This window comes from Streptomyces sp. RLA123 (assembly GCF_056270165.1).
Genome location: NZ_JBWDOR010000003.1, coordinates 7,556,826 through 7,582,238 on the forward strand (window position 1 = coordinate 7,556,826; position 25,413 = coordinate 7,582,238).

A 25,413-nucleotide genomic window follows, 5' to 3' on the forward strand; every position below is an offset into this window, starting at 1 on the left:
CATGGTGACCAGCACTTCTGCCCCTTCCCTGCGACCGCTCCTGGCGCGGGCCGCCGACGAGTTCGCGCTCACCACCGTCCTGCTGTTCCTGGCGGTGACGGTCGTGCGGTGGCTGCGCGATCCGGGCTCCGCCCTCTGCATCGCCGACCTGGACGCCGCACTCGCCGGCATCGGCGCCGTCAGCGGGCTCATCCTCACCGCACTGATCCTCAGCCCGCCGGGCCGGCGCAGCGGGGGACACACCAATCCGGCGGTGACGGTCGCCCTGTGGCTGATGGGCGCCTTCCCCGGTCGCGGTGTGCTGCCCTACGTGGTCGCCCAGCTCGCCGGCTCCGCCGCGGGGACGGGGCTGGCGCGCCTGGTCTGGGGCCGGGCGGTCTCCCTCCCGTCGGTCGCCCACGCCGCGATCAGGCCCGCGGCCGGCTGGCAGCCCGCCTCCGTCTTCCTCGCCGAGGCGGGAAGCATGACGGTCCTGATCCTCGTCGTCGGGTTCTTCATGGCCCGTCCCGGCCGTGTTCGCCGGGTGCCCTACGTCATCGGGCTGTTTGTCGCTCTGGTGATCGCCCTCCTCGGTCCCCGCAGCGGCGGATCGATCAACCCCGCCCGCCAGTTCGGCCCCGCCGCGCTCTCCGGGCAGACCGCCGACCTGTGGATCTACCTGGTCGCGCCGGTCCTCGGGGCCGCTCTCGGCGCCTGGGGCCACCGCCTGCTCGTCCGGCGCCGCCGCACCCACCGGCTCGTCGGGCCGCCCGACGCGACGGGGAACCCGTCCGGACGAGGCGGACCCGGGGGGCAGGGCCCGGGGACGCGCTCAGGCCCGCAGGTAGGCCAGGACGGCCAGGACCCGGCGGTGGGTCTTGTCGGCCGGGGAGAGGTCGAGCTGGGTGAGGATGCTGCCGATGTGCTTGCCCACGGCCGCCTCGGAGACGACCAGGGCGCGGGCGATCGCCCCGTTCGACCTGCCCTCCGCGATCAGCGCCGGGACCTCCCGCTCGCGCGGGGCGCCGCGTCCGCCCAAGAGGGCTCTCCATGGGCGAAGTCGGCCAAGGCCGGTTCCCGCGACGCTTGGCGCGGGCCGTGGGTCCCGCACCGTCACAACGTCCCGTTTCGGGAAGTATGCACCTTTCCCTGCTAGCCTCGCCCTGTCCGTCGCCAGGCGGGTTTCCCGACCGTGAAAAGGACTGATCCGTCATGCGCGTCTTGGTCGCGGGTGCCACCGGGGCAGTCGGCCGGCTGCTCGTTCCGCTGCTGCTGGAGGCGGGGCACCAGGTCACGGGAATCTCCCGCACGTCCGCGGGCACCGAGCGCGTACGGCGCCAAGGCGCGTCGGCCGTCCAGGGCGATGTGTTCGACGAGGACGGTCTGCGGCGGATCGTGGCGGCGGCCGCGCCCGACGCGGTGATCCACCAGCTCACGGATCTGTCCGGCGCCGACGGGGAGGCGACCAACCGGCTCCGCCGGGAGGGTACGCGCCACTTGGTGGACGCGGCCAGGTCCGCCGGTGTCCCGAGGATCGTGGCCCAGTCGATCTCCTGGGCCTATGTGCCGGGAGAGGGGCCGGCCGACGAAGCCGCACCGCTCGACATCGGCGCGGCGCAGCCGCGCGGAGCGCTGGTCGACGGGCTGCGGGCGCTGGAGGACACGGCGGCCGAAATGGACACCGCGGTGCTGCTGCGGTACGGCATCCTGTACGGCCCGGGCACCTGGTACGCGCCGGGAGGCGCCGTGGCCGCGGCCCTGGCCGGCGATCCGTCCGCGCGGTTCCTCGGGAGCATCGAGGCGGATCTGTCCGTGAGTTCGTTCCTGCATGTCGCCGATGCCGCGCGGGCCGGCGTCGCCGCCCTCGACTGGCCGGCCGGGCCGGTCAACATCGTGGACGACGAGCCGGCGCAGGGCCGCGCGTGGGTGCCGGTCCTGGCGGCCGCTCTCGGCGTGCCCGCACCGCAGGCCGGTTCCGGACGGCAGGGCTGGGCCCGCGGCGCCTCCAACGGGCTGGCCCGCGCCCGGGGGTGGCGGCCCGGGCACGCGACCTGGCGCACGGGCTTCGCGGCACAGGGCGCCTGACCGGGCGGCGGCGCCCCGGACCGTGTCCGGGGCGCCTGGAGCCGGGGGATCAGGCGTTGCCGATGACGGTGACGTCGTCAGGGCCGATCAGGTCGGGGGAGAGCCGGCCGTCGAGGTCGTACTCGGCAACCGCCGGTTGCCGGCCCTGCCGAGGGAGGAGGTTCGACGGGCGCGGCCGGATCGGGACCACGCCGTGCCGTGCGGGTCCCGCCGGTCAGGCGGGCGTCACGGCGAGGGCCGCCTCGTCGGGGACCAGGACACCCTCGTAGACCTGCTCGGTCATCGCCGCCACGCGCGGCCAGGCGAATCGGGTCAGCGCGCGGCGGCGCCCGTTGACCCCGCAGAGCCTGCGGGTGCCGGGGGACGCGAGCAGACCGCCGACCGCGTGCGCCAGTGCGGCGTGGGAGTGCGGCGCCACGAGCCGTCCGGTGGCGGGGTCGGCCACCGTGTCCAGGTGCCCGCCCACCGCGCTGGCCACCACGGGCCTGCCGCAGGCCATGGCTTCCAGCGGCACGCTGCCGAACGGCTCGTAGTCGGCGGGGCAGACCACGACGTCCGCGCTGCGGATCAGCGGTGCCACCGCGGTGCCCGGCACCGCGCCGGTGAACCGGAGCCGGTCGGCGACTCCCATGTCCCGTGCCAGGTCCAGCAGTCGGCGCACCTCGGGGTCGTCATCGAGACGCCCCGCGGCGGGACCGCCGACGACGACGAGTTCGGTCTCGGGAAGCCGGGTCAGCGCGGCGATGGAGACCGCGATGCCCTTGCGCCCCGCTATGGGGCCCACCTGGAGCAGCCGGTACGGTGCCGGGCCGCGCTGCGCGGCGAGGCCGATCGGGGTGAACCGGTCGGTGTCCACACCGCGGGGGACGACGCTGATCTTGTGCGCCGGAATGCCCATCAGCGCCAGTTCCCCGACCTCGTCACGGCTGACGGCGATCACCCGGTCGCAGGCCAGGCCGACTTCGGTCTCGCGGACGACGAGGCCTGCCGGGCCCGCGCCGCCGGCCGTGGCCTCGTACCGCCGGGTGACCGTGCCGAGGGCGTGGAAGGTGTGCACCAGCGGAATCGCCAGTTGACCGGCCGCCCGCAGCGAGGCCAGGCCCGACATCCAGAAGTGCGTGTGCACGATGTCCGGCTGCCGGATGCGCCACACCCGGGCCAGATGGCGCCCGAACTCCGCCATGTGGGGCAGCAGTGCGTCCCCGGTCAACGGGCGCGCCGGCCCGGCGGGTACGTGGTGGACCTCGACGCCCTCGCACAACGGCACCACGTCGGGCAGACCGGGCGCGTCACGCCGGATGTGCACGGTGACCCGGTGGCCCCGTCCGGCCAGAGCCACGGCGAGCCGCACGACGTGGAGGTGGGACCCGTCGCCGTCCGGTCCGCACGGCGCGGCCGGCGGGCTCGCGCGCTCGGAGACGAGCGCGATCGCCATGGAGTCGGCGGTGCTGCGGCCGTTCATGGGCGAACCTCCCATCGTCGGGCGTCCCCGGTCGTACGGGAAGCGCTGCAGGCCGTGGCCGCGGTGTCCGGCCGCCCGGGCGCGCTCACCGGGCGGGCTCCGGCAGCACCAGGCGTACCGCCTGGAGCAGGTCGGAGGCGAGGATCTCGGCCTCCCTGACCTCCTCGGGCAGGGTGACCGGGGTGGGGACGAGCACCCCGCGCGCCCCGGCGGCCCGGGCGGCGGCCGTGTCGGCGCCGATGTCGCCGATGACGGCGGCCTGCGTGGGGGGCACGCCGAGCCAGTCGCAGGCGGCGAGCACCAGGCCCGGCGCGGGCTTGCGGCAGTCGCAGACCTCGTCCCAGTGCGGGCAGACCGCCCACAGGGCGAAGGGCCCGAGCAGGTCCTCCACGCGCCGTTGCACCGCGACGACCTGACGCCATGTCAGCACGCCCCGTCCCACGCCCGACTGGTCGCTCACCACGCCCACCGGAATCCCCTGGGCGCGTACGGCCGCGACGGCCTCGCGGGCGGACGGCATGGGGACCACCCGTGCCGGATCGCCGTTGTAGGGCACGTCCACGACGAGGGTCCCGTCGCGATCGAAGAGCACCGCCTGCGGGAACCCCACCGGCGGCTCCGCGGACACGGCTCCCGGGAACAGCCACGGCCCTGGACAGGGGAGCGGGGGTCCGTAAGTGTTCCAGGTGCCGAAGCGGCTGGTCACGGCCGAACCGCTTGCGGACGGCGAGCGGTACTGCCGGTGGCGGCCGGGCCGGTGCCCGGCGGGACGCCGGGGTGGTTCCCGGGAAACGCGGAAGGGTGTGTCATTCGATCTCCTCCCGTCGGGCGGATACCGGTCACACGTGGTGGAAGCCTCTCCACACCATCCGGCCTCGCCCGTCCGGGGGCACCTCCGCATACGCCGATCGGGTGAACGCGACCGGCGGTGGGTGGGAGAAACCCACCGCCGGTCGAGACCGCTCCGCCCATGCCCCCGGGCAGTGACTCCGCGCCTCAGGACCGCCCGCGCCCGGTGACGAAGTCGCGGACCCGGTCCACCAGGCCCGTGCCGGGGGCCAGGATCTTGTTGGCCGGAGGGGTGTCCGGCGCACTCGGGTGCGGGCGCGTCGGCGCGACGTGCTTGGCCCGGCGCACCTTCTCGCCGAGCGCGAACAGCTCGTCGGGGGTGCAGGCCTGCGCGAGGGCGGGGAACAACTGCTGTTCCTCCTCCCGCAGGTGCTCGGTGACGTCGACGATCAGCTTCCGCGCGAGCTCGTCGAAACGGGGATCGCCGACCTCGACGTTCTCCAGTTCCTTGAGGTCCCGCTCCATCTCGGCGTGCTCCCGGATCTCCTTGTCGGCCAGCGCGTCCCCGCCGGCCACGTGCTCGCGGACGGCCGGATACAGGTACATCTCCTCGGCCACCGAGTGCCGCACCAACTCGATGGTGACCTCGTCCGTCACGTTCCTGCGCTGCTTGTCGCCGACCGGCAGGGCCTGAAGGCGGGCGAAGTACTCCTCGACCTCGTGGTGGTCGGCCATGAGCTCCGCGATGATGTTGCCGCCGTGTCCCATCACGTTCTCCTTCCGGGTTGATGATCCGTCTTCGGACGGCTGCCCGGTCATGGGGAGCGCACGCCTGCGCGCGGGGGATCACGGCACCCGGACGGAACCCTCAGAGCGCGGCGGCGGGAGCGGCCTGGGCCGCGGGCTCGATCTCGACGACATCTTGCAGGCCGACGAGGGTCACGAGGCGGCGGGGCTGGCCCTGGACCCCTTGCAGGGCCAGGTGGACGCCCTCGGGGCCGAGCCGGTGCCGCAGCCGGAGGACGAGATTGACGCCGGACGAGTCCATGAAGGTCAGTCCGGCCAGATCCAGGACGACGGAGGTGCAGCCGTCGAGGCGGAGTGCTTCGTTGACGCGCGAGCAGTTGTCGATGTCCATCTCGCCGGTCAGGCAGAGGGTGAGGCGATCGGCGTGACGCTCGGGTGCCACGGTCAGGGCGGTGGTCATGGTTCCTGCTCCTTCGGGGGAGCCGGAGCCCATCGCGGCATCTGTCGGGTTCGACTGCCGCCATCCGCGCGCATACGGCGCACGCGGAATCCAGTAGGAGGCCCGTACCTTTCCGCCGGCCGAAGGGCGGCCGGGAGGACGGCGCGGAACGAGTACCAAACCAGGCTGATGTCCCCTTACCGTTGCACAACGGGAACGGGCAGGCCAGGGCCGTGGTCAGCGGAGAACAGCCGCCCGCCCGCCGGGGACGGACCGCCCGAACGCCCCCCGCCTGCGGGTTCACCGGCACGCCGGGTACGCCGGACGTCGCACCTCCTCCGGCGGATGGGCACAGTTCCCGCACGCCGCCACCACGCGATGCCCGCACATCGGATGGCGCCCGCCGGGGAACCCCGCCGCACGGACGCTCAGGCGCGCCGCATTCCGCGCCGCATCCCCCACCGAGGGCGCGGCATCCGCAGGCGTACCCACCGGCTCCACCAAGAGGCGGCCGGCCAGGTCGCGGACAGCAGGGTGGCCACCCACGCGACGGCGAAGGCCCACAGCAGCGGACCGTCCTTGGTCATCGCGGCCGCCAGCAGCAGGGCGAGGCTGCTCCCGCCCAGGAAGGTCACCAGCAGTGCACGCGGCCACCGGGCGAAACGCGCCGCCGCGTCCCGCCGCCGGGTGTGCGGGCGCATCGTCCGCAGGCACCGGGCGAGTTCGCGGTCGCGCCGCAGCAGGCCCTCGATCCCGTTCAGTGCCCGGACTTCCTCGACGCTGAGCGCGCAGTCCTCCCGCATCGACGCCTCCACGGCGGTGCCACGGGGTCCGGACCGTCCGGCCACCCGGCTCGCTTCTACCCCCGGAACGCCCGGTGAGCGGGCCGACGGCGCGATTGACCGGATTCGGTCGCCCGCGGCGCGGCGTGCGGTCGTCGTCAGCCCGCCGGTGCCGCGGCCGGCATGCGGGGCCGCGAGCGCGCGATCAGGAGAGCGACGTCGTCGCGGCACCCGGGCCGGCGCAGTTCTGCGAGCAGACGGTCGCAGGTTTCCTCCACGGAACGGTCCTCGGCGCGGAGGAGGTCGACCAGCACGGCAAGGCGTTCGTCGATGGGTTGGTCGCGCGTCTCGACGAGTCCGTCGGTGTACAGGACGAGGGCGTCGCCGAGGCCCAGGCGGACCACGGTGTTCTGGAACGGCACACCGCCCACGCCCAGGGGGGTGCCGGTCGGCAGGTCGAGCAGTTCGGGCCGTTCGCCGGCGCGTACGACGATCGGCGGGAGGTGGCCGGCGTTGGCGACACGGCACTCGCCCCGGTCCGGGTCGTAGACCGCCAGCACGCACGTGGCGATGGAGTGGTCGGCGTGCTCCCGCCCCTGGATGATCTTGTCCAGCTCTCGTAGGATCTGCGCCGGTTCGAGGTTGAGTACGGCGAGCGTCGAGGCGGCGGCCCGCAGCCGGCCCATGGTCGTGGCCGCCGGGACCCCGCTGCCCATGACATCACCGACGACGAGCACGGCCTTGCCGTCCTCCAGGGCGATGACGTCGTACCAGTCGCCGCCGACCTCGCTGCTGGCCTGTGCCGGACGGTAGCGGGCGGCGACTTCCAGACAGGGGTGGCAGGGGCGCAGCTGCGGCAGGAGGCTGCGCTGCAAGGTCTCCGCGGTACTGCGCAGGCGCTGGTGCAGGCGGGCGTTGTCGATGCACACCGCGGCGCGGGAGGCCAGTTCCCAGGCGACGGTCACGTCGTCCTCGTCGAAGGGCTGGGGATCGCGCGCACGCCCCAGCCCGAGGACCCCGAGGACGCGGCCGCGGGCGATGAGGGGCACCGCCATGGCCGTGTGCACCCCGGCCTCGGCGAGGTTCGCCGCCTCGTCCTCGTTGTGGCTGATGCGCACCAGGTCCCCGTCGCCGACGTGCGTGATGAACTGCGCACGGCCGGTACGTACGCAGAGCGCCGCCAGATGGCCGGGCGGGTAGGTCACGAGGACCTCCGGTTCCACGACCAGGCGTGCCGCCCGCGTCGACTGCGTGGTCTTGGACGCCAGGGTCCTGAAGACGGGGGCGTCCTCCCCGGGCTCTGTGTCCTGGTCCTGGAGAACGGCGTCGAGAACGGCGTCGAGGACGTCCACCGCGGCCATGTCGGCCGGCTCCGGCACGACGACGTCCGCCAGTTCCCGCGCGGTCTGCTCCACGTCCAAAGTGGTGCCGAGACGGGCCGAGCCGTCCGCGATCAGCGCGAGGCGGCGGCGGGCCCGGTCGGCCTCCAGCGAGGCGCTGTGCCGGTCGGTGACGTCGACCACCGAGCACGCGACGCCCAGCACGAGTGTGTTCTGGTCCTCCAGCCGGTAGAACGAGACGGCCCAGGCGTGGTCGTTGTCCGGGTCCGCGGCGGTGCGGCCGACCACGTACCGGTCGACCACGGGGACGCCGGTGTCCAGGACCTCCCACAGGGTCTCCTCGGCCTGGCGGAACTCGGGCCGCGGCAGCACCTCCCGGAAGGGGCGGCCGATGTGGTCGTCCTCCGGAAGGCCGTGCATCCGGGCCAGCGCCGGGTTGACCGACAGGTACCGCAGGCCGGTGTCCATGACCGCCAGGCCGATCGGCGACTGCGCGACCAGCTGGTATGCCAGGGCGAGGCCCCGCTCCATCGTCTGCAGGCGCGGCCGGTCGGTGGCCAGCCCCAGCGCGTGGCAGCCGCCGATGCTGTCCGTCAGCCGTACGTTGCGGAACTCCACCAGCCGTGTGCTGCCGTCCTTGCAGCGGATCGGGAACGCGCCGGCCCAGCTGCGGCCGGTCTCCATCACTTCTGTGAACAGCTGGATCGCCGCGTCATGGTGCCGGGGGTCCACGAGCAGCAGGGCGGCGTACTGCCCGACCGCCTCGTCCGCCGGGTAGCCGAACAGCTGCTCGGCCTGCGGGCTCCACATGTCGATGCGGCCGTCGGCCTCCAGCAGGACTGCCGCGACGCCGAGGATGTCCATGAGCCCGCTCGGCCCCAGCGCGGCGGCTTCGGGGCGGCCCACGTCGAGCGGCTGGCGATCCACTTCGCTCATCGTGGGCTTCTCCTTTCGCCCCACCCGAGCGGCCGCCGCGGGCCGGAGTCCGGCCGTCGTAACGGCTGCCGCCCGCCGCGCTTCCCCGGAGACGCGCGACCGCGTACGTGCCGATGACTTCTCGACGGCTCGCCTACCCCCGGGCCGTCCGGCTGAGTCATTTACGCGCCGGAGACGCTCCGCGGGCCGGTCTGTACCGGTATGTGCCGGTCAGGGGTTGCGGCCCGCGATGTCCCCGTCCGGGTCGTCGGCCAGCACGACGCGGGCGGTGATGCGCTTGCCCACGGGCTGCCGGTGGACCTCGAAGCTCTGGCAGACGGCCATGATGATCTCCAGGCCGTGCTGGCCGACCCGGTCGGCATCGGCGGCCCGGGCCACCGGAAGCGTCGTGTCGCTGTCCCAGACGGTCACCTCGACGGTGCCGTCGCTGATCTGGAGGGTCAGCAGACACGGTCCGGGTGCGTACTTGCGGGCGTTGGTCACCAGCTCGCTGACCACGAGCTGCACCGTGACCATCACCCGGTCCGAGACCGGCAGACCGTGGACCGCCTGCACATCGGTGAGGAAGTCGCGCGCGAGGTCGCGCGCCTCGGCGATCTGCTCACTGCCCTCGTACGCGGCGGTCACCGCAATCGGTCGTGTGCCCGGATACGTCCGGTCACCACCCTGCACAGCCTCGTACATCCGGATCCGCCTTCGTGCCGCCCTTGCACATCTGCTCAGATGCGTGTGCCCCGATGAGGCGGGATCACACCTCGAGATGTCCGCTGCCGCTCCGGGACGCTCTCCGGAGGCCACCTGCGCAGGTCACGGCTGGCTCACGGACCGGTCCGGTCAGCGGGCCCCGGTCCGGACCGCGGTCCTGTCGCCGGTGCGTGCCGCGTCCGCTTCGGCGCGCCGGGCCACGGACCGGCCACGCCGGAAGAGGGCCAGGCTGGCGAGTCCGAGGACCATGAGCGCGGCGCCCGTCACGATCTGGCTGAGGTACGCGAGCCCTGCTCCCGAGCCTTCGCCGAAGTAGCCGAACACGAAGGGTGAGGCGACCAGACAGGCTCCGCACACGATGGTGACGATGTCGCCGGCCTCGCCGCGTGTCCTCGAGATACGGGAGAGCCCGTTGAGGATCACGATGGTGGCGAAGACCAGATCCACCATGCGCGCGCCGTTGGCGATGGGGGTGTTGGGGTAGGCCAGGGGCCAGCCCGCCGCGAAGAGCCATCCGCCGATCAGCAGCAGCGGAACGGTGAGCAGCGAGTCGCGGATGTCGACGATCGACGCGTTGTAGTGGGGCTCCACCAGGGGCCGGACGGGGGGACGGTTCGCCACGGACATGGTGCTCCCTCCTGCGCGTCGCCCGGTGGGGCGACCGGCGGGGGTGTGGATGTCAGTCCCATTTTGATGCACGGTGAGCGGAACGTCCTGTCGGCTCTCAGCGGGCGTCCTCGGTGGCCTGTCCGTCCTCGCCGTCCTTCCCTCCGCCGGAGCCGTCCGGTCCGACGAGTGTGTGGACGAGCGGGACGCGGACGAGGACCAGCGCGCCGCACACCACCAGGAGTGCGCCGAGCAGCATCGGAACGGCGTACCAGCCGCCCCGCAGCCGCTCCTCGAACACGGTGACGCCCAGCGCGAGGCTCACCGTCGCGTCCCCCAGGGTGAGCGCGGGCTGCGAGGCGACCAGGGGCCCCGACTGCATGGCGTTCTCCAGGAGGAAGACGGCGGCGACACCGACGAGGGCGAAGCCGTAGGTCTGCCAGGCGGTGAAGAACGCCGCGGCGCCCTTGTCGCTCCAGACCTGCGTGGCGTCCTTCAGCAGCCCCGCGGTCAGCGCGTAGCAGACCGCCGCGCTCAACCCGAAGCACGTGGCGCGCACCCGCCCTTCCGGGCGGCGGACGGCGACCGCGACGAGGACCAGGACGGCGGCGGCGCAGGCCGGCAGCGCCGCGGCCCACAGGGCCGGACGCGGCTGGTTCACCCCGCCGCTGGGCGACGCCGCCCACAGTCCCATGCCCAGCCCCACGACCATGCAGCCGACGGCTGCCCATCCGCGCGGCGGCAGCCACCGGCGCAGCACGATTCCGGCGAGGAACAGCGCGAAGGGCAGTTCCAGCACGAAGAGCGGCTGGACGAGGGTCAGCTCGCCGTTGAGCAGGGCCAGGGCCTGGAAGGCGGCCGCGGCGATCACCGCGCCGAAGCCGACGAGCCACACGGGCTTGCGCAGCAGCTCCGCGATCAGGGCGAGCTTCAGCCCCTCCGCGAGCGGCACCGTGCGTGCGGCGTAGCGCTGGAGCACGGTGGCCAGCGCGTTGCTGGCGGCCGCGAGGAGCGCGAACAGCACGGCAAGGACGGTCTGCACCCGGGAATCTCCTTCGCCTCACCTCCCACGCCGATACCAAACTAATCGGTGACGTCCGTCCGGCACGCGCGCGACGCGTCGGCCGCCGCGCGCGGATCCGAAGCCGGCCGGAGCCCGGTCAGAGGACGCGCTGCCCCTTGCCGAGCGCGATGATCCCGTTGGCCGAGGCGTGGTACAGCTCGCGGTCCCGGCCGGGATTGACGCCGATGGCGGCGCCCGGCGGCACCGTGATGTTCTTGTCGAGGATGGCCCGGCGGACCACCGCTCCGCGGCCGATGCGGACGTTGTCGTGGAGGACCGACCCCTGGACGACGGCGCCCTCCTCGACCACCACGCCCGGTGACAGGACGGACTGGGTGACCTGGCCCGAGATGATGCAGCCCGGGCTGACCATGGACTCGCTCGCGATGCCCCCGGCGACGAACTTGGCGGGCGGCAGCCGCAGGGAGTGGGTGTACAGCGGCCACTGGTTGTTGTACAGGTTGAAGACCGGGTTGATCGAGATCAGGTCCAGGTGGGAGTCGTAGTAGGCGTCCAGGGTGCCGACGTCCCGCCAGTAGCCGTGGTCGCGGGCGGTCTCGCCGGGGACGTGGTTGTCGTCGAAGTCGTAGACCTGCACCTGGCCCTTGCCCGTGAGCAGGGGGATGATGCTGCCGCCCATGTCGTGCACCGAGTCGTCGTCCTCGGCGTCCTGGTGGAGGGCGTCCAGCAGCACCTTCGTGGTGAAGATGTAGTTGCCCATGGAGGCGTAGACGTGGTCGGGGTCTCCCGGCAGGCCCGGCGGGTCGGTCGGCTTCTCCAGGAACTCCTCGACGCGGATGCCGCCCGCGGCCGGGGTGATGATGCCGAAGGACGACGCCTGGTCACGGGGGACGCGTATCCCGGCGACGGTGGCGCCCGCGCCGTTCTCGATGTGCTGGCGCAGCATCTGACGGGGATCCATCCGGTACACGTGGTCGGCGCCGAAGACGACGATGTAGTCCGGCTGCTCGTCGTACACGAGGTTCAGCGACTGGAAGATGGCGTCCGCGCTGCCGAGGAACCAGCGCGGGCCCAGGCGTTGCTGCGCCGGGACCGGGGTGACGTAGTTGCCCAGCAGGTTGGACATCCGCCAGGTGGTGGTGATGTGCCGGTCCAGGGAGTGCGACTTGTACTGCGTCAGCACGCAGATGCGCATGATGTCGCCGTTGACGAGATTGGACAGTACGAAGTCCACCAGCCGGTAGGCGCCGCCGAAGGGCACGGCCGGTTTGGCGCGGTCGGCGGTGAGCGGCATGAGCCGCTTCCCCTCCCCGCCCGCGAGAACGATTCCGAGCACTGAAGGTCCGCCGCGCATCGCTTCCCCCTACCCCTGGTCCGTCGCTGTTCCCGGGTTCCTCGCCTGCCCGCTCACCCGAGGGTCCGCTCGTACACGTCCACCGTGCGGCGGGCCACCGCGTCCCACCCGAACTCGGCCACCGCGCGGTCCCGGCCCGCCGCACCCATCCGGGCGGCCGTGGCGGGGTCGCCGACGACCGCGTTGACGGCGGCCGCCAGGCCCTCCTCGAAGGCGGCCGGGTCCTTCTCCTCGTACGGCACGAGTACCCCGGTGACGCCGTCCCGCACCACCTCGGGGATGCCGCCGACAGCCGAGGCGACGACCGCGGTCCCGCAGGCCATCGCCTCCAGATTGACGATGCCCAGCGGCTCGTAGACCGACGGGCACACGAACACCGCTGCGTGCGTGAGGAGTTGCACCACCTCGGGGCGCGGCAGCATGCCGGGGATCCAGATGACGCCGCTGCGCGCCTGGCCCAGCTGTTCCACCAGGTCGCGGAACTCCGCGTCGATGGCGGCCGTGTCGGGGGCCCCCGCGGCCAGCACGAGCTGGATGTCCGGGTCCAGGCGGCGGGCGGCGCGCAGCAGATGCGGGACGCCCTTCTGCCGGGTGATGCGCCCGACGAACAGGGCGTACGGGCGGCCGGGGTCGATGCCCTGGGCGTGCAGGACGGCCTTGTCCGGGTCGGGCCGGTACAGCCGCGTGTCGATGCCGTTGTGCACGACGTGCACGCGGGACGGGTCCAGGGCCGGATAGGACTCCAGGATGTCCGTGCGCATACCGTGCGAGACGGCGACGACGGCGTCGGCCGCCTCGATCGCGGTGCGCTCCGCCCAGCCGGACAGGGCGTAACCGCCGCCGAGTTGCTCGGCCTTCCAGGGGCGCAGCGGTTCGAGCGAGTGGGCGGTCATCACATGCGGGATGCCGTGCAGGAGCTTGCCGAGGTGGCCGCCGAGGTTGGCGTACCAGGTATGCGAGTGCACCAGGTCGCGATCGGTCAGGGCGGCGGCCATCGACAGGTCGACCGACAGGCTCCGCAGCGCCTCGTTGGCCCCGGCGAGGCCGCCGTCCGCGGCGTGCCGGAACACCCCGGCCGGGTCGTCCGCGCCCGCCCCCGCCCAGCAGTGGACCTGAAGGTCCGTCAGGGTCCGCAGCTCGCGGGCGAGGAACTCGACATGGACGCCGGCGCCGCCGTACACGTCCGGCGGGTATTCACGAGTGAGCAGGGCCACCTTCACGGGCGCCTCCCGGTTGCGTCGCCGTGTCGGGACATCCCTGCCCCGCGGAACGTCGTTCGATCCGCATTGTGCGCCGTCGCCGTGGATCTGTGGAGGGGGCCGCCCGCTGTTCAACTGCCGGGCGGCCGCCTGTCGTCCGCCCCGGGGGTCACAGGTGCACGGTCGCGCCCCACCCCGCGGAGCGGGCGACGGCGTGGACCACGTGGGCCGCCGCGACGTCCAGGGGCGCGTGGCCGGTGGACTTGAAGAGGGTCAGCCCGGTGCCGGTGCCGGTGCCGCGGTGGTCGCCGGACAGGACGGACCCGAGCAGGCCGACGGGCCTGCCGGTGGAGGGGAGGCGGCGGCGCCGGGCCGTTCGGCGAAGGGCAACGCGTCCCGCGCGCTGTCGGCTTCGGCCTCCGGGCCGTGGGAGGCGCCGACGGAACTGAGGTGCGGGCCGGGCGCGAGCCACGCGCGGCGGATCACCGGGCCGGTGGCGCCGGTGCAGCAGAACACGACGGCGGCCTCCCGTGACCGGTGCGGGTCACACCTGGCGACCACGACCACGACCTCGGCGCCGGGCGCAGTGCGGCCGGCGGTCCGATCCGGGCGTGCGCATGGGCCGGTGCGGACCACGGTGAACCGCCGTGCACTGGTTTCCTCGGCTATGCGGCGGGTGTCCCGTGGTGGACGGTGACGAAGACGGCGCGGGCCTCGGCGCCGTCGGGCCGTTGCCAGCGGGCGTCGATGTGGCCGAGCCCGTCGCTGCCCACCGCCGCGGCGTCCGCGTCCGGGCGCAGCGCGCGGACCACCCGCAGGACCAGCCGCCCGGCCCGGCCGCCCTCCAGGACGACGTCCGTGGTGCCGTCGGGGCCGTCCACCACGGAGCCGGAGCCGGAGGCAGGGGCCTGCGCGGGCCCGGACCAGGAGCGGCCGACGGTGGGATCGGGGGTGTCGCTCAGGCTCTGCGCCTGGGCCTGCGCCTCACCGCGGACGAGGGCCGCCAACTGGCCCACGAGCACCGGGTCGTGGGTGCCGTCGTAGACCCAGCGCGTGCCCAGTACGCCGTGCTCCGTCGTGCCGATCAGCGCGTGTTCGGCCCCGGCCAGCGGGGCCCCGCGGTAGGTGAGCGGCACGTGGTACGCCGCCCCGTCACCACTGGCGTCGGTGACCACCATGAACTCCATGCCGACCTCGTTCTGGGGGTCGTCCAGACGGAAGCCCCCCGCCTTGGTCAGTTCCGGCTGCCTGTCCGCGCCCGCGTACCACGGCTGCCCGGGGAGCCACTGGGTGAGCAGTTCCAGTTTGGTGGGCGACAGTGTGGTGTGGTGAATCAAGGACATTGCCTGTGCGGCCTTTCCCTCGGCGAGCGCTGTGCGCCCATCGTTCCATCCGCGCCGGGGGGCCGGGGGGCCGGGGGGCCGGGGGCCGGGGTGCGAAGGTGCCGGTTCAGCGGCCGGTGAGGGCCTTGTCGATCTCCGTCACGAAGGCGTCGAGGTCGTCCGGCGTACGGGAGGTGACGAGGGTCCACCCACCGGTTCTGTCGCTGACCACCGGTTCGTCGACCCAGGACGCGGCGCCCGCGTTGCCGATGTCGGTGCGCAGCGACGCGTACGAGGTGAGGGTCTTGCCCCGTACGGCGTCGGCCTCCACCAGCGCCCAGGGGCCGTGGCAGATCGCGGCGACGGGCCGGCCGGAGGAGACGAACGAGCGGACGATGCCGATCGCGTCCTCGCTCTGGCGGAGCGCGTCGGCGTTGATCGTGCCGCCGGGGATGAGGAGCAGGTCGAAGTCGGACGGGTCCACCTTGGCGAGGGTGGTGGTCGGTTGCACGGTCCTGCCCGGATCCTTGTCCCCGACGAGGGTCACGATGGGCTCGTCCATGGCGGCGGCGATGGTGACGTCGGCGCCTTCGTCACGTACGTGCTCGGTCGGGACGACGAGTTCGTCCTGCTCCACGCCGTAGTTGGTCGCGATCGCCAGGACGCGGTGACCACTGAGGGGGTTGTCGGCCATGGTGGTGCCTTTCACGAGTGCCGTGGGGCGGCTGCCTGGACGAACGGTGCCTGCCCGGCCCCCCGCCCCGGAAACGTGCATGATGAATCTTTTATCCCGGACGTACGGAATATTGGCATATGTGGGACCTGTTGCGGGCGTCCGCGCGACGGGCGCCGTCCGCCGGGTCCCACCGCCGGAACCCGTGACCATGCGCGATGACTCAACGACCTTCCGTGACCGTTGTCCCGCGCTTCACTCCGTGCCGCCGTGCCCACGCCAATCCATCTCGATTCGGACGACTCAATTGCCCCAACAGGGGTATTTGATGGTCGAAAAGCCCGAAATGAGCGGAGATGGTTTCGATGGCCTACACGCGACCGAGCATCGAGGAGCACCCGGACCTTCTTGAGCTCCGCGCCGAGTACGAGCGGACGACGGCGACCAACCGGGGGCAGGCGATCGAGGCCATGGGCCTGGTCACAGGCACCTACCTGGCCGCGTCTCCATGGATCGTCGGCTTCAACGGCCTGTCGACGATCGCGGTCGCCAACCTGATCGCCGGCGTCGCGTACGCCATGCTGATGGGCGGCGTGGGGCGGGCGTTCGAGCGCACGCACTCCATGGCGTGGGCCGCGGCGATCATCGGTCTGTGGACGATCATCTCGCCGTGGTGCATCGCCGGAGGCGTCGCCACGACCCGCACGATCATCAACAATGTGATCGTCGGCGTGATCATGCTCGCCCTCGCGGCGGCGGCGGCGACGATGCGTCCCGGCGTGAGCCGCATGCGCAGCGAGATGCCCGACCCCAAGCCGGGCCGGCGCGTCTGAGCGACATCGGCAGGACGCCTGCCGGGCGGTCTCCCGGACCGCCGGACGGGGAACGGAGGAGGGCGGCGCCGCTTGCCGGTGCCGTCCTCCTCCGTTCCCCGGGGCCGATCTGGCACTCGCGCCGTCCCGGCGGTCTACTGGGAAGTGGCCTTGCCGATCGTCCGCCCCGCACCGACCGGGCGGGGGCGGTGACGTCATGTGCCGCTCATGTGCCATACGCACCCAGCAGTCGACGGGAACGAGGCGGCATGTCGGTGGAGGAGCCGGAACTGCGGCAACTGCTCGCGGGTCTGACCGCGGTGCGCGACGGCGACTTCGGCACGCGGCTGCCCGACGGCGGGGACGGCCTGCTCGCCGAGATCGCCACCGTGTTCAACGGCATGGTCGACCAGCTGTCGCTCTTCACCTCCGAGGTGACGCGGGTGGCCCGGGAGGTGGGCACCGAGGGCGCTCTCGGGGGCCAGGCGGACGTGCCCGGCGTGTCGGGGACGTGGGCGGACCTGACGGACTCCGTCAACGCGATGGCGGGCAATCTGACCGCGCAGGTCAGGAACATCGCCCAGGTCACCACCGCGGTCGCAGGGGGCGACCTCTCCCAGAAGATCGACGTCGACGCGCGTGGCGAGATCCTGGAGCTGAAGGAGACCGTCAACACGATGGTCGACCAGCTCTCCTCGTTCGCGGACGAGGTGACGCGGGTGGCCCGGGAGGTGGGCACCGAGGGCGCTCTCGGGGGCCAGGCGGACGTGCCCGGCGTGTCGGGGACGTGGGCGGACCTGACGGACTCCGTGAACTCCATGGCGGGCAATCTGACCGCGCAGGTCAGGAACATCGCCCAGGTCGCCACGGCGGTCGCGGGGGGCGATCTGTCGCAGAAGATCAGGGTGGACGCGCGCGGCGAGATCCTGGAGCTGAAGGAGACGGTCAACACGATGGTCGACCAGTTGTCGGCCTTCGCGGACGAGGTGACGCGGGTCGCCCGGGAGGTGGGCACCGAGGGCAACCTCGGCGGCCAGGCCACCGTGCGCGGCGTCTCCGGAACCTGGAAGGACCTCACCGACAACGTCAATGTGATGGCCTCCAACCTCACCGGCCAGGTCCGCTCCATCGCCCAGGTGGCCACCGCGGTGGCCCGTGGCGACCTCTCGCAGAAGATCACGGTCGAGGCGAAGGGCGAGGTGGCGGCCCTGGCAGGGGTCATCAACACCATGGTCGACACCCTCTCGGCGTTCGCCGACGAAGTGACCCGCGTGGCTCGCGAGGTCGGGACCGAGGGCCGGCTCGGCGGCCAGGCCCGGGTGCCCGCCGTGGCCGGTACCTGGAAGGACCTGACCGACAACGTCAACTCCATGGCCAACAACCTGACCGGTCAGGTCAGGAACATCGCGCAGGTCACCACCGCGGTCGCCAGGGGCGACCTCTCACGCAAGATCGACGTCGATGCCCGGGGCGAGATCCTGGAGCTGAAGACCACCATCAACACGATGGTCGACCAGCTCTCCGCCTTCGCCGCGGAGGTCACCCGGGTCGCCCGCGAGGTCGGCAGCGAGGGCCGGCTCGGCGGGCAGGCCGAGGTGGAGGGCGTGTCCGGCACCTGGAAGCGACTGACGGAGAACGTCAACGAACTCGCGGGCAACCTGACCCGGCAGGTCAGGGCGATCGCCGAGGTCGCCAGCGCGGTCGCCGAGGGCGACCTGACCCGCTCGATCACCGTGGACGCCTCCGGAGAGGTCGCCGAGCTCAAGGACAACATCAACGCGATGGTCGGCTCCCTGCGCGAGAGCACCCGCGCCAACCGGGAGCAGGACTGGCTGAAGTCGAACCTGGCCCGTATCTCCGGTCTGCTCCAGGGCCACCGGGAGCTGGACCTGGTGGCTGAGCTCGTCATGGACGAGCTGACGCCCCTCGTCGACGCCCAGTACGGCGCCTTCTACCTCGCCGAGGAGACCGGCGACGGCACCGTCCTGCGGCTGGTGGGCTCCTACGGGCGGCCCGCCGGAGCCGGCGCGGGCGACCGCTTCGCGCTCGGCGAGTCCCTGGTCGGCCAGGTCGCGCGCAGTCGCCGGACGATCGCCGTCGACGAGGTGCCTGCAGGCTACGTCGTCTCCTCCGGACTGGGGGCGGCGGCCCCCGCCGGGCTCATCGTGCTGCCGGTCGTGGCCGAGGACCAGGTGCTCGGCGTGATCGAACTGGCCTCCTTCGCGGCCTTCACGGCCGTGCACCGCGACTTCCTCGAGCAGCTGAGGGAGACCATCGGCGTCAACGTCAGCACCATCCTGGCCAACGCCCGCACCGACGAACTGCTGGAGGAGTCCCAGCGCCTGGCCGGGGAACTGCGCGCCCGCTCCGAGGAACTCCAGTTGCAGCAGGACGAGTTGCAGCGGTCCAACGCCGAGCTGGAGGAGAAGGCCACGCTCCTGGCCGCGCAGAACCGCGACATCGAGATCAAGAACCTGGAGATCGAGCAGGCCCGCCAGGAACTGGAGACCCGGGCCCGCGAGCTGGACCTCGCCTCGACCTACAAGTCGGAGTTCCTGGCCAACATGAGCCACGAACTGCGCACGCCGCTCAACAGCCTGCTCGTCCTCGCCCAGTTGCTGGCGCAGAACGCGACCCGCAATCTGACGCCCAAGCAGGTCGAGTACGCCGGCATCATCCACTCGGCCGGCTCGGACCTGCTGGAGCTGATCAACGACATCCTCGACCTGTCCAAGATCGAGGCGGGGAAGATGGACGTCAACGTCGAACCGATCCCGCTGCGGCGGATCGTGGAGTACATCGAGGCGACCTTCCAGCCGATGACCACCGAGAAGGGGCTCGCGTTCGACGTCGCCGCGGGGCCGGACGTACCGGGCGAGCTGCGCACCGACGAGGCCCGGCTGCGGCAGGTGCTGCGCAACCTGCTCTCCAACGCGGTGAAGTTCACCGAGGAGGGGCAGGTGGGGCTGCGCGTCGAAGCGGCGACGGCCGGCGAACTGCCCCCCGCCGTCGAAGCGGAGGACGGGGCGATCGCGTTCCGCGTCATGGACACCGGGATCGGCATCGCCGACCGGCAGCTGGAGACGATCTTCGGCGCCTTCCAGCAGGCGGACGGCACGACCAGCCGCAAGTACGGCGGCACGGGCCTCGGCCTGTCCATCAGCCGGGAGATCGCCCACCTGCTCGGCGGCGCCGTCACGGCACGGAGCACCCTCGGCGGCGGCAGCACCTTCACCCTCTATCTGCCCGTCGCCCGCGCACCCCGCGCCGCACAGGAACCGGTGCCCGAGCCGGAACCGGCCCTGGGCCGCGCCGCCGCCATGGAGCCCTGCTGCGACGACGGCGCGACCACCGACGCGGCCGCCAGGGACACACGTCCCCGGCACGAACGCCGGCTGCTGGTGGTCGAACCACGGCCCCGTGGGCTGCTGTCGCTGGTCGCCGAGAGTGCCCTGGCCGACTTGATGACCGGCCCGGGCGCACCGCGACCGGAAGAGGCCGTCGGCATCGTCACGGCCGTGGGCGCGCCGGAGGCGGCCGCCGTGCTCTCCGCCGGACCCGCCGGGCCCGTCGAGTGCGTCGTGCTCGACCTCGCACTGCCACAGGGCGAGGCCTCACGCATCGTGCGGGACATGCGGCAGGACTCCGCGCTGGCGTCCGTCCCCGTCCTGGCCTACCGCGGCGGTTCGGGCGACGAGGAACCGGGCGCGGTTCTGCGCGCCCAGGCCGGTGCACAGCACGTGGAACTGCTGACCGGTCTCGACGAACTGCGCGAACGCATCACCGGGCACCTCTCCGCCGGGCTGCCCGCCGGCGCGCCTTCCGCGCCCCGGCCGCGGGAGGCGCCGCGGCCGGCGGCGGACGACGAGCCCGCCGCGCCGTCCCTGGCCGGGCGGACGGTCCTGGTGGTGGACGACGACGCCCGCAACATGTTCGCCATCACCGGCATCCTGGAACTCCAGCGCATCCGCGTGCTGCGCGCGGACAACGGCCGCAGCGGCATCGAGACGCTGCTCGCGCACCCCGAGGTCGACCTCGTCCTGATGGACGTGATGATGCCGGAGCTGGACGGCTACGCGGCGACCGCCGAGATCCGCGGCAGGCCCGAGTACGCCGGGCTGCCCATCATCGCGGTCACCGCCAAGGCGATGCCGGGCGACCGCGAGAAGAACCTGGCCGCCGGGGCGAGCGACTACGTCACCAAGCCCTTCGACGCCGACGACCTGATCGCCCGGGTGCGCTACTGGCTGGCCCCATGACGCGGCCCGAACCGTCCCGGCGACAGCCGCCGCCGTGACCGCCTCCGGCCCCCCGGGACCGGCCCGCCCGGACCCGGAACGCCCTTTCCCCGACGCGGCGCCGTCCGCGGCCGTCGTCGGGCGGCTCGCCGTCACCGTGGAGCACCTGCGACAGCAACTCCAGGAGGCGCAGGCCGTGGCGGATGGCCGCGCCCTGATCGAACTGGCCAAAGGGGTGCTGGTGGCACGGCTGGGCTGCGGCCCCGCCGAGGCGGCCCGGCAACTGACCCGACTCGCCGACGCGGCGGGTGTCCCCCGCCTGGAACTGGCGGCCGACGTGGTCAACGACGCGGCGCGCGACGGCATCACCGACGCGGTCGGCGACGTCGCCGCGGGCGGGCCCGTCGCGGATCCGGCCGACGCCTGCGGCTCCCCGCCCGGAGTGCGCCTGCGCACCGCCGAGAGCGGCGCCCTGGCCGCCACGGACACGCAGACCGTCGCGGCGTCGCTTCTGGAGCATGCCCTGGCCCCCCTGGGCGCCTGCGCGGTGGCGATCTGGGCGGCCGGACCCGACGCCTCCCTCACACTGGCCGGCCACGCCGGGTACACGGAGGCCGAGGCACGGCGCTGGCGGTACGTGCCCCCCACCGTGGCGACCGTCGCCCGCCGGGCCGTGGACGAGCGCGGGGCGGTCACCTTCCGCGCCTCCTCGGCTGCGGAGCAGGACGTTCCCTCGGTCCGGCCGGAATGCGGCGCGGGCGGTCGTATCGCGGTGCCCGCGGGCGCGGGCGGGCGCGTCGACGTCGTCCTGGAGATCTGCTGGCCGGAGGAGCCGCCCCCGCTGTCCCCGGCGCTCCTGCGGCAGATCGACGCGCTGGCCGAACTGTGCGCGCACACCCTGGTCCCGGGCCCGGTGGCGCGGAACCCGCTGCCCGTCGACGAGCTGATCGACATCTGCGACGCCCTTCACGACCCCGCGCTGGTGCTGACGCCGCTCACCGGCACCGACGGCCGCGTGACCGACTTCCGTATCCGCCACACCAACGGCCACTTCGTGGACCCCGCAGGACGCCCCCGCGGCGCCGTCAGCGGGGCCACCCTCCTCGAGGCCTACCCCACCGCCGCGGGTGACGGCCACCTCTTCGACGCGGCTGTCCGCGTGCATGCCACCGGCGAACCCTTCCGTGCCGAGCACATGTCCTTCAACTCGCTCGTCGAGCACGTCGCGCTCACCGTCGTCGCCGAGGTCGGCATCACCCGGCACGGCCCGCACCTGCTGCTGATCTGGCGGGTCGAGGACGAGACGGCCCGGCTGGCCGGCCTGCTGCGGCACGCCCAGCGCCTCGGCGGCCTGAGCGGTTTCGAGGAGAACCTGCGCACCGGCGAAATCACCTGGAACAGCGAGCTGTTCGCCCTCTACGGCAGGAACGAGCACTCCGCCCCGGTACCGCTGGAGGACCTGCGCCTGCACGCGCACGCCGACGACTCCGCGGCGATCGGCCGCTTCCTGCGCACCGTCTCGCGCCACCACCGGCCCGCCTCGGTCGCCTTCCGGCTGCGGCGCCCCGACGGCGTCACCCGGCACATCCGCGTCGTCGCGGAACCGGTGCTGGACGCCGAGGGCCGGCTGCTCGCCGTACGCGGGGCCTACCAGGACGTCTCCTCCCAGCACTGGACGGAGGTGGCGCTCGCCGCGACACAGGACCGGCTCGCCCACTCCGAGGAGCAGGCCGCCGAACGCGACCGCCTCGCCCTGGAGTTGCAGCACGCCATCATGCCGCCCACCCACGGACCGCTGGACGCCCCCGGCCTGGAGGTGGCCGTGCGGTACCGGCCCGCGGAGACGGAGTCCCTGGTCGGAGGGGACTGGTACGACGCGGTCGTGCTGCCGTCAGGCCACGTCCTGCTGTGCGTCGGCGACGTGGCGGGGCACGGGATCGAGGCCGCGACGAGCATGGTCGTCCTGCGCAACGCCCTGCGCGGGCTCGCCGTCACCGGCGCGGGTCCCGGGCAACTGCTCTCCTGGCTCAACGCCGTGGCGTACCACCTGACCGACCGCGTCACGGCCACCGTCGTCTGCGGCCTGTACATCCCCGCCACGCGCACGCTCCGCTGGGCGAGGGCCGGCCACCTCCCACCGGCCCTGCTGCGGGGGGAGGAGGCGACCACGCTGCCGCCGGGGCAGGGCATGCTGCTCGGCGCCGTCCCCGAGACCGCGTACGAGGAACAGCAGATCGGCCTGCGGCCGGGGGACACGCTGCTGATGTACACCGACGGCCTGGTCGAGCGCCGGGACAGTTCCATGACCGATTCGGTGGCCCACCTGCTGGCGACCGCCCGCGGTGCCGCCGCGTCCTCCCTGGAGCACCGCCTCGACCGGCTCCTCGCCGGCAGCCGCTCCGACACCGACGACGACACCTGCGTCATCGGCATCCGTGTGATCTGACGCACCGTCCGGCGGGCGCGGCAGGTGCGGAGGCCGTGTCGGACATAACGGCATGAACCCGAACAAGTTAAAGTCGCCGCCGAATCGCGGTCCGCCTCCCGGCCGGCGGACGACACCGAGGAACCAGGAGTCCACGATGGCCAGTCCGCACCACCCCCACGACAGTCACGAGCACGTCCACGGCGAGAACTGCGGCCACGTCGCCTTCCAGCACGACGACCACACCGACTACGCCCACGACGGGCACGTCCACCGCTCCCACGAGGGCCACGTCGACGAGTGCGACAGGAGCGCCCACGTCACGCACGGGGAGCATGCCCACCAGCACGGCGACGGCTGCGGCCATGTCGCCGTACGGCACGGCGACCACACGGACTTCGTCCACGACGGCCACCGCCACGCGGCCCATGAGGGGCACTGGGACGACCACTGACCGCTCCCCGCGCGGAGATTGACGGCTCGTCACAGGTCGCCGGTGCCGATCCGTCCGGCCGGCGCGCGTCGTGAACGGCCGAGGGTGTATAGATGGCGGCGCCGTCCCAACCGGGCGGCCCCCGTCGCACAGAGGACATACGACACCCGTGCACAGACGTCTCCGACCGGGTGCCACCGCTGTGGCAGCCGTCATCCTGGCCGCCCTGCTCGGCGCGTGCGCCGGATCCCCCTCGGGTTCCGGCGCGCCGGTCTCCTCCGATCCGGTGGCCGCCCAAGGGGGTTCGGGCCGTTCCGGCGGTTCCGGCGCGACGGGAAAGGCCCCGGATGACACCGTCGTCGGCGTACTCGACACCTACCGCCACGACCCCAGGAAGACGGTCCCCGCCACGCGGGCCCGCATGGCCGACGTGTGCACCGACCGCACACGCCGTGTGCGGCCCACGTCCTCCAGGGGCTCCGGCAAGCACAGGACGACCAGGAGCTGGTACACCACCGAGCACTACCGGGACTGCCACAAGGTCCGGCGCGGCACCGAGACGTACCAGCGCGTGGTGCGCGCCGAGCGCTGGTGCGTACGCCTCGACGACGCCTGGTACCGGGTCGACGCCGCCACCTACGGCAGCGCCACGAACACCGACAGGGGCCACCGGCTCACCATCACCCCGCTCGGGACCGGGTGCTCATGACCGGGTGACCGGGTGACCGCGCCGAGGGGCCGCCGCTACCCTGCCCGGATGCCCCGGCCGCTGCTCTACCTCGACATCGACGGACCGCTGATCCCCTTCGGCTCCCCGGCCGGCCACCTGGTGTTCCCCCTGCTCCCGGATCCCCGGGGGAGGACCCGCATCCCTTGCTGGACCGGATCGATCCCGCACTCGGCCCGAGGCTGGCGGCGCTGCCCTGCGAACTGCTCTGGGCGACGTCCTGGACGGCCGAGGACGCCAACGCGTCCGTGGCACCCCGCCTCGGCCTCCCGGCCCTTCCGGCGGTGACCTGGCCGGAACCGTCCGCCGACGACGCCCGCGACGAGCGGGCTGGCCTGCACTGGAAGACACGGACGCTGCTGCGCCGGGCGGCCGGACGGCCCTTCGCCTGGGCCGACGACGAGATCACCCGCGCCGACCGCGACTGGGTCGCCGCCCAGGGCGCACACGCCTTGCTGCACCGCGTCGACCCCCGACGAGGCCTGACGGAACGGGACTTCACCGTGCTGGAGGCATGGCTGTCGGGAGCGGTCCGGCCGACCAGGTGACCGGCCTCGCACCGCTCATCACCGGCTCGCCGCGCTCAGGTCGAGTCCAAGGATCCCGCCGACCGTGACCAGCAGTCCGAGAGGCAGTTCCTTGTCCGTCTGCCCCATGGCGAGCGCGACCCAGCGGTCGCGATCCCGGACCGCCCATACCTGCGTGCTGACGCCTTACGGCTCAAGCTGCACAGCGGCTCGGGCACTTCCTCGCCCGCGAGGCCGGCCTTGAGGTACGGCCACAGGTCGATCTCCACCGGAGCGCCCCAGCGCGGAGTGAGCGTGGCGATCAGAGCGTCGAGGCGGGCCCGCGCGTCCGCTTCGGCCTCCCGCCAGGCCTGCCCGTCCTCGTCATCCCGGAAGTCCTGACTGGTCCAGAGAACGCCGACACGGTAGTGCGGGCCGCCGTAGCCGTTCGCGTCGTCGGCCTCCGTCTCCGGGAACGGAGGTGCGAGCAGCTCGTCGATCAGGGAGAGGTACTCCCCGAGGGCAGCGGTCATGAGCGCAGACCAGGGGGTCGCACCGACACCGACCCCGTCCGCGCGTCAACCGCGGACCGCTACTCCTCGGGCGCGACGACCTCGCCGGTGCCGGCGTCGCGGATCGTGATCGCCTCGACCGGACAGGACTCGGCCGCGTCGACGAGGACGTCCGCCGGTTCGGCCTGCGGGTGCCGCGGGTGCGAGACCCCGTCCCGGAGCTCGAAGTACTCGGGGGCGATGCCGGCGCAGGCGCCGGTGCCCATGCAGGTGTGCTCGTCCACGCTGATCTGCCAGGTCATGGTCGTGTCCTCGGTC

The 25,413-nt window shown here is 73.0% G+C and carries 22 protein-coding genes and 3 pseudogenes; 8 read left to right on the plus strand and 17 right to left on the minus strand.

What is annotated here, in order from left to right; genetic code table 11:
- Position 1: 1 nt before the first annotated feature.
- Positions 2-637, plus strand: a pseudogene (locus tag RV983_RS34615) (MIP/aquaporin family protein); the annotation flags it as partial.
- A 174-nt stretch (positions 638-811) separates the two neighbouring features.
- On the opposite strand, the pseudogene RV983_RS34620 reads toward RV983_RS34615, so the two are convergent.
- Positions 812-1,009 (minus strand): annotated as a pseudogene (locus RV983_RS34620) (response regulator transcription factor); the annotation flags it as partial.
- A gap of 182 nt (positions 1,010-1,191) precedes the next feature.
- Between RV983_RS34620 and RV983_RS34625 the strand changes: the two are divergent.
- A complete protein-coding gene (locus tag RV983_RS34625) occupies positions 1,192-2,064 on the plus strand; it encodes an NAD-dependent epimerase/dehydratase family protein (RefSeq protein ID WP_475989664.1) in 873 nt (290 codons plus the stop codon).
- Positions 2,065-2,113: 49 nt separating this feature from the next.
- Here RV983_RS34625 and RV983_RS34630 read toward each other — a convergent pair whose 3' ends face one another.
- The 14 genes from RV983_RS34630 to RV983_RS34695 form a co-directional block, all read right to left on the minus strand.
- Entirely contained in the window at positions 2,114-2,254 is a 141-nt protein-coding gene (locus tag RV983_RS34630) for a hypothetical protein (RefSeq protein WP_475989665.1), read from the minus strand.
- A gap of 24 nt (positions 2,255-2,278) precedes the next feature.
- On the minus strand, positions 2,279-3,526 hold the full coding sequence (locus RV983_RS34635; protein WP_475989666.1) for a glycosyltransferase: 1,248 nt from the start codon (positions 3,524-3,526) through the stop codon (positions 2,279-2,281).
- Positions 3,527-3,611: 85 nt separating this feature from the next.
- Positions 3,612-4,136, minus strand: coding sequence for an HAD-IIIA family hydrolase (locus tag RV983_RS34640; protein WP_475989667.1), 525 nt, complete (start codon positions 4,134-4,136; stop codon positions 3,612-3,614).
- 386 nt (positions 4,137-4,522) lie between these two features.
- Positions 4,523-5,083: a hemerythrin domain-containing protein gene (locus RV983_RS34645; protein WP_475989668.1), complete on the minus strand. Its 561-nt coding sequence runs from the start codon at positions 5,081-5,083 to the stop codon at positions 4,523-4,525.
- A gap of 100 nt (positions 5,084-5,183) precedes the next feature.
- Positions 5,184-5,522 (minus strand): STAS domain-containing protein, encoded by a 339-nt coding sequence (locus RV983_RS34650; RefSeq protein ID WP_475989669.1) that lies wholly within the window; start codon positions 5,520-5,522, stop codon positions 5,184-5,186.
- Between the two features lie 407 nt (positions 5,523-5,929).
- Positions 5,930-6,304: a hypothetical protein gene (locus tag RV983_RS34655; RefSeq protein ID WP_475989670.1), complete on the minus strand. Its 375-nt coding sequence runs from the start codon at positions 6,302-6,304 to the stop codon at positions 5,930-5,932.
- A gap of 137 nt (positions 6,305-6,441) precedes the next feature.
- Positions 6,442-8,559 (minus strand): SpoIIE family protein phosphatase, encoded by a 2,118-nt coding sequence (locus tag RV983_RS34660; RefSeq protein WP_475989671.1) that lies wholly within the window; start codon positions 8,557-8,559, stop codon positions 6,442-6,444.
- A gap of 210 nt (positions 8,560-8,769) precedes the next feature.
- A complete protein-coding gene (locus RV983_RS34665; RefSeq protein WP_475989672.1) occupies positions 8,770-9,243 on the minus strand; it encodes an ATP-binding protein in 474 nt (157 codons plus the stop codon).
- Positions 9,244-9,393: 150 nt separating this feature from the next.
- Positions 9,394-9,891, minus strand: a complete 498-nt coding sequence (locus tag RV983_RS34670; protein WP_475989673.1) for an SPW repeat domain-containing protein — start codon at positions 9,889-9,891, stop codon at positions 9,394-9,396.
- Positions 9,892-9,988: 97 nt separating this feature from the next.
- Positions 9,989-10,912 (minus strand): DMT family transporter, encoded by a 924-nt coding sequence (locus tag RV983_RS34675; RefSeq protein WP_475989674.1) that lies wholly within the window; start codon positions 10,910-10,912, stop codon positions 9,989-9,991.
- 118 nt (positions 10,913-11,030) lie between these two features.
- Entirely contained in the window at positions 11,031-12,248 is a 1,218-nt protein-coding gene (glgC, locus tag RV983_RS34680; RefSeq protein ID WP_475989675.1) for a glucose-1-phosphate adenylyltransferase, read from the minus strand.
- Positions 12,249-12,301: 53 nt separating this feature from the next.
- On the minus strand, positions 12,302-13,468 hold the full coding sequence (gene glgA / locus RV983_RS34685) for a glycogen synthase (protein ID WP_475989676.1): 1,167 nt from the start codon (positions 13,466-13,468) through the stop codon (positions 12,302-12,304).
- Between the two features lie 644 nt (positions 13,469-14,112).
- A complete protein-coding gene (locus tag RV983_RS34690) occupies positions 14,113-14,790 on the minus strand; it encodes a maltokinase N-terminal cap-like domain-containing protein (protein ID WP_475989677.1) in 678 nt (225 codons plus the stop codon).
- 106 nt (positions 14,791-14,896) lie between these two features.
- On the minus strand, positions 14,897-15,463 hold the full coding sequence (locus RV983_RS34695) for a type 1 glutamine amidotransferase domain-containing protein (protein WP_475989678.1): 567 nt from the start codon (positions 15,461-15,463) through the stop codon (positions 14,897-14,899).
- A gap of 344 nt (positions 15,464-15,807) precedes the next feature.
- On the opposite strand from RV983_RS34695, the gene RV983_RS34700 reads away from it, so the two are divergent.
- The 6 genes and pseudogenes from RV983_RS34700 (at position 15,808) to RV983_RS34725 (ending at position 24,625) form a co-directional block, all read left to right on the plus strand.
- Complete coding sequence (locus RV983_RS34700) at positions 15,808-16,275, plus strand: SPW repeat protein (protein WP_475989679.1); 468 nt, start codon at positions 15,808-15,810, stop codon at positions 16,273-16,275.
- Positions 16,276-16,523: 248 nt separating this feature from the next.
- The gene (locus RV983_RS34705; RefSeq protein ID WP_475989680.1) at positions 16,524-20,513 is read left to right on the plus strand and encodes a HAMP domain-containing protein; all 3,990 of its coding nucleotides are present in this window, start codon (positions 16,524-16,526) and stop codon (positions 20,511-20,513) included.
- Positions 20,514-20,547: 34 nt separating this feature from the next.
- Positions 20,548-22,938, plus strand: coding sequence for a SpoIIE family protein phosphatase (locus RV983_RS34710; protein ID WP_475989681.1), 2,391 nt, complete (start codon positions 20,548-20,550; stop codon positions 22,936-22,938).
- 136 nt (positions 22,939-23,074) lie between these two features.
- Positions 23,075-23,371, plus strand: coding sequence for a hypothetical protein (locus RV983_RS34715; protein ID WP_475989682.1), 297 nt, complete (start codon positions 23,075-23,077; stop codon positions 23,369-23,371).
- A 181-nt stretch (positions 23,372-23,552) separates the two neighbouring features.
- Positions 23,553-24,059: a hypothetical protein gene (locus RV983_RS34720; protein ID WP_475989683.1), complete on the plus strand. Its 507-nt coding sequence runs from the start codon at positions 23,553-23,555 to the stop codon at positions 24,057-24,059.
- Positions 24,060-24,107: 48 nt separating this feature from the next.
- Positions 24,108-24,625, plus strand: a pseudogene (locus RV983_RS34725) (HAD domain-containing protein).
- Between the two features lie 35 nt (positions 24,626-24,660).
- On the opposite strand, the gene RV983_RS34730 reads toward RV983_RS34725, so the two are convergent.
- Both RV983_RS34730 and RV983_RS34735 read right to left on the minus strand, forming a co-directional pair.
- Positions 24,661-25,116 (minus strand): hypothetical protein, encoded by a 456-nt coding sequence (locus RV983_RS34730; protein WP_475989684.1) that lies wholly within the window; start codon positions 25,114-25,116, stop codon positions 24,661-24,663.
- 59 nt (positions 25,117-25,175) lie between these two features.
- Positions 25,176-25,397, minus strand: a complete 222-nt coding sequence (locus tag RV983_RS34735) for a ferredoxin (RefSeq protein WP_475989685.1) — start codon at positions 25,395-25,397, stop codon at positions 25,176-25,178.
- Between the last annotated feature and the right edge of the window lie 16 nt (positions 25,398-25,413).

Excerpts from the sequence above, each read along its gene's own strand:
- RV983_RS34625 (WP_475989664.1), top strand. The coding sequence starts at position 1,192 with ATGCGCGTCTTGGTCGCGGGTGCCACCGGGGCAGTCGGCCGGCTGCTC.
- RV983_RS34635 (WP_475989666.1), bottom strand. The coding sequence starts at position 3,526 with ATGAACGGCCGCAGCACCGCCGACTCCATGGCGATCGCGCTCGTCTCC.
- RV983_RS34645 (WP_475989668.1), bottom strand. The coding sequence starts at position 5,083 with ATGGGACACGGCGGCAACATCATCGCGGAGCTCATGGCCGACCACCAC.
- RV983_RS34650 (WP_475989669.1), bottom strand. The coding sequence starts at position 5,522 with ATGACCACCGCCCTGACCGTGGCACCCGAGCGTCACGCCGATCGCCTC.
- RV983_RS34655 (WP_475989670.1), bottom strand. The coding sequence starts at position 6,304 with ATGCGGGAGGACTGCGCGCTCAGCGTCGAGGAAGTCCGGGCACTGAAC.
- RV983_RS34660 (WP_475989671.1), bottom strand. The coding sequence starts at position 8,559 with ATGAGCGAAGTGGATCGCCAGCCGCTCGACGTGGGCCGCCCCGAAGCC.
- RV983_RS34665 (WP_475989672.1), bottom strand. The coding sequence starts at position 9,243 with ATGTACGAGGCTGTGCAGGGTGGTGACCGGACGTATCCGGGCACACGA.
- RV983_RS34670 (WP_475989673.1), bottom strand. The coding sequence starts at position 9,891 with ATGTCCGTGGCGAACCGTCCCCCCGTCCGGCCCCTGGTGGAGCCCCAC.
- glgC (WP_475989675.1), bottom strand. The coding sequence starts at position 12,248 with ATGCGCGGCGGACCTTCAGTGCTCGGAATCGTTCTCGCGGGCGGGGAG.
- RV983_RS34690 (WP_475989677.1), bottom strand. The coding sequence starts at position 14,790 with ATGTCCTTGATTCACCACACCACACTGTCGCCCACCAAACTGGAACTG.
- RV983_RS34695 (WP_475989678.1), bottom strand. The coding sequence starts at position 15,463 with ATGGCCGACAACCCCCTCAGTGGTCACCGCGTCCTGGCGATCGCGACC.
- RV983_RS34700 (WP_475989679.1), top strand. The coding sequence starts at position 15,808 with ATGGCCTACACGCGACCGAGCATCGAGGAGCACCCGGACCTTCTTGAG.
- RV983_RS34705 (WP_475989680.1), top strand. The coding sequence starts at position 16,524 with ATGTCGGTGGAGGAGCCGGAACTGCGGCAACTGCTCGCGGGTCTGACC.
- RV983_RS34715 (WP_475989682.1), top strand. The coding sequence starts at position 23,075 with ATGGCCAGTCCGCACCACCCCCACGACAGTCACGAGCACGTCCACGGC.
- RV983_RS34730 (WP_475989684.1), bottom strand. The coding sequence starts at position 25,116 with ATGACCGCTGCCCTCGGGGAGTACCTCTCCCTGATCGACGAGCTGCTC.
- RV983_RS34735 (WP_475989685.1), bottom strand. The coding sequence starts at position 25,397 with ATGACCTGGCAGATCAGCGTGGACGAGCACACCTGCATGGGCACCGGC.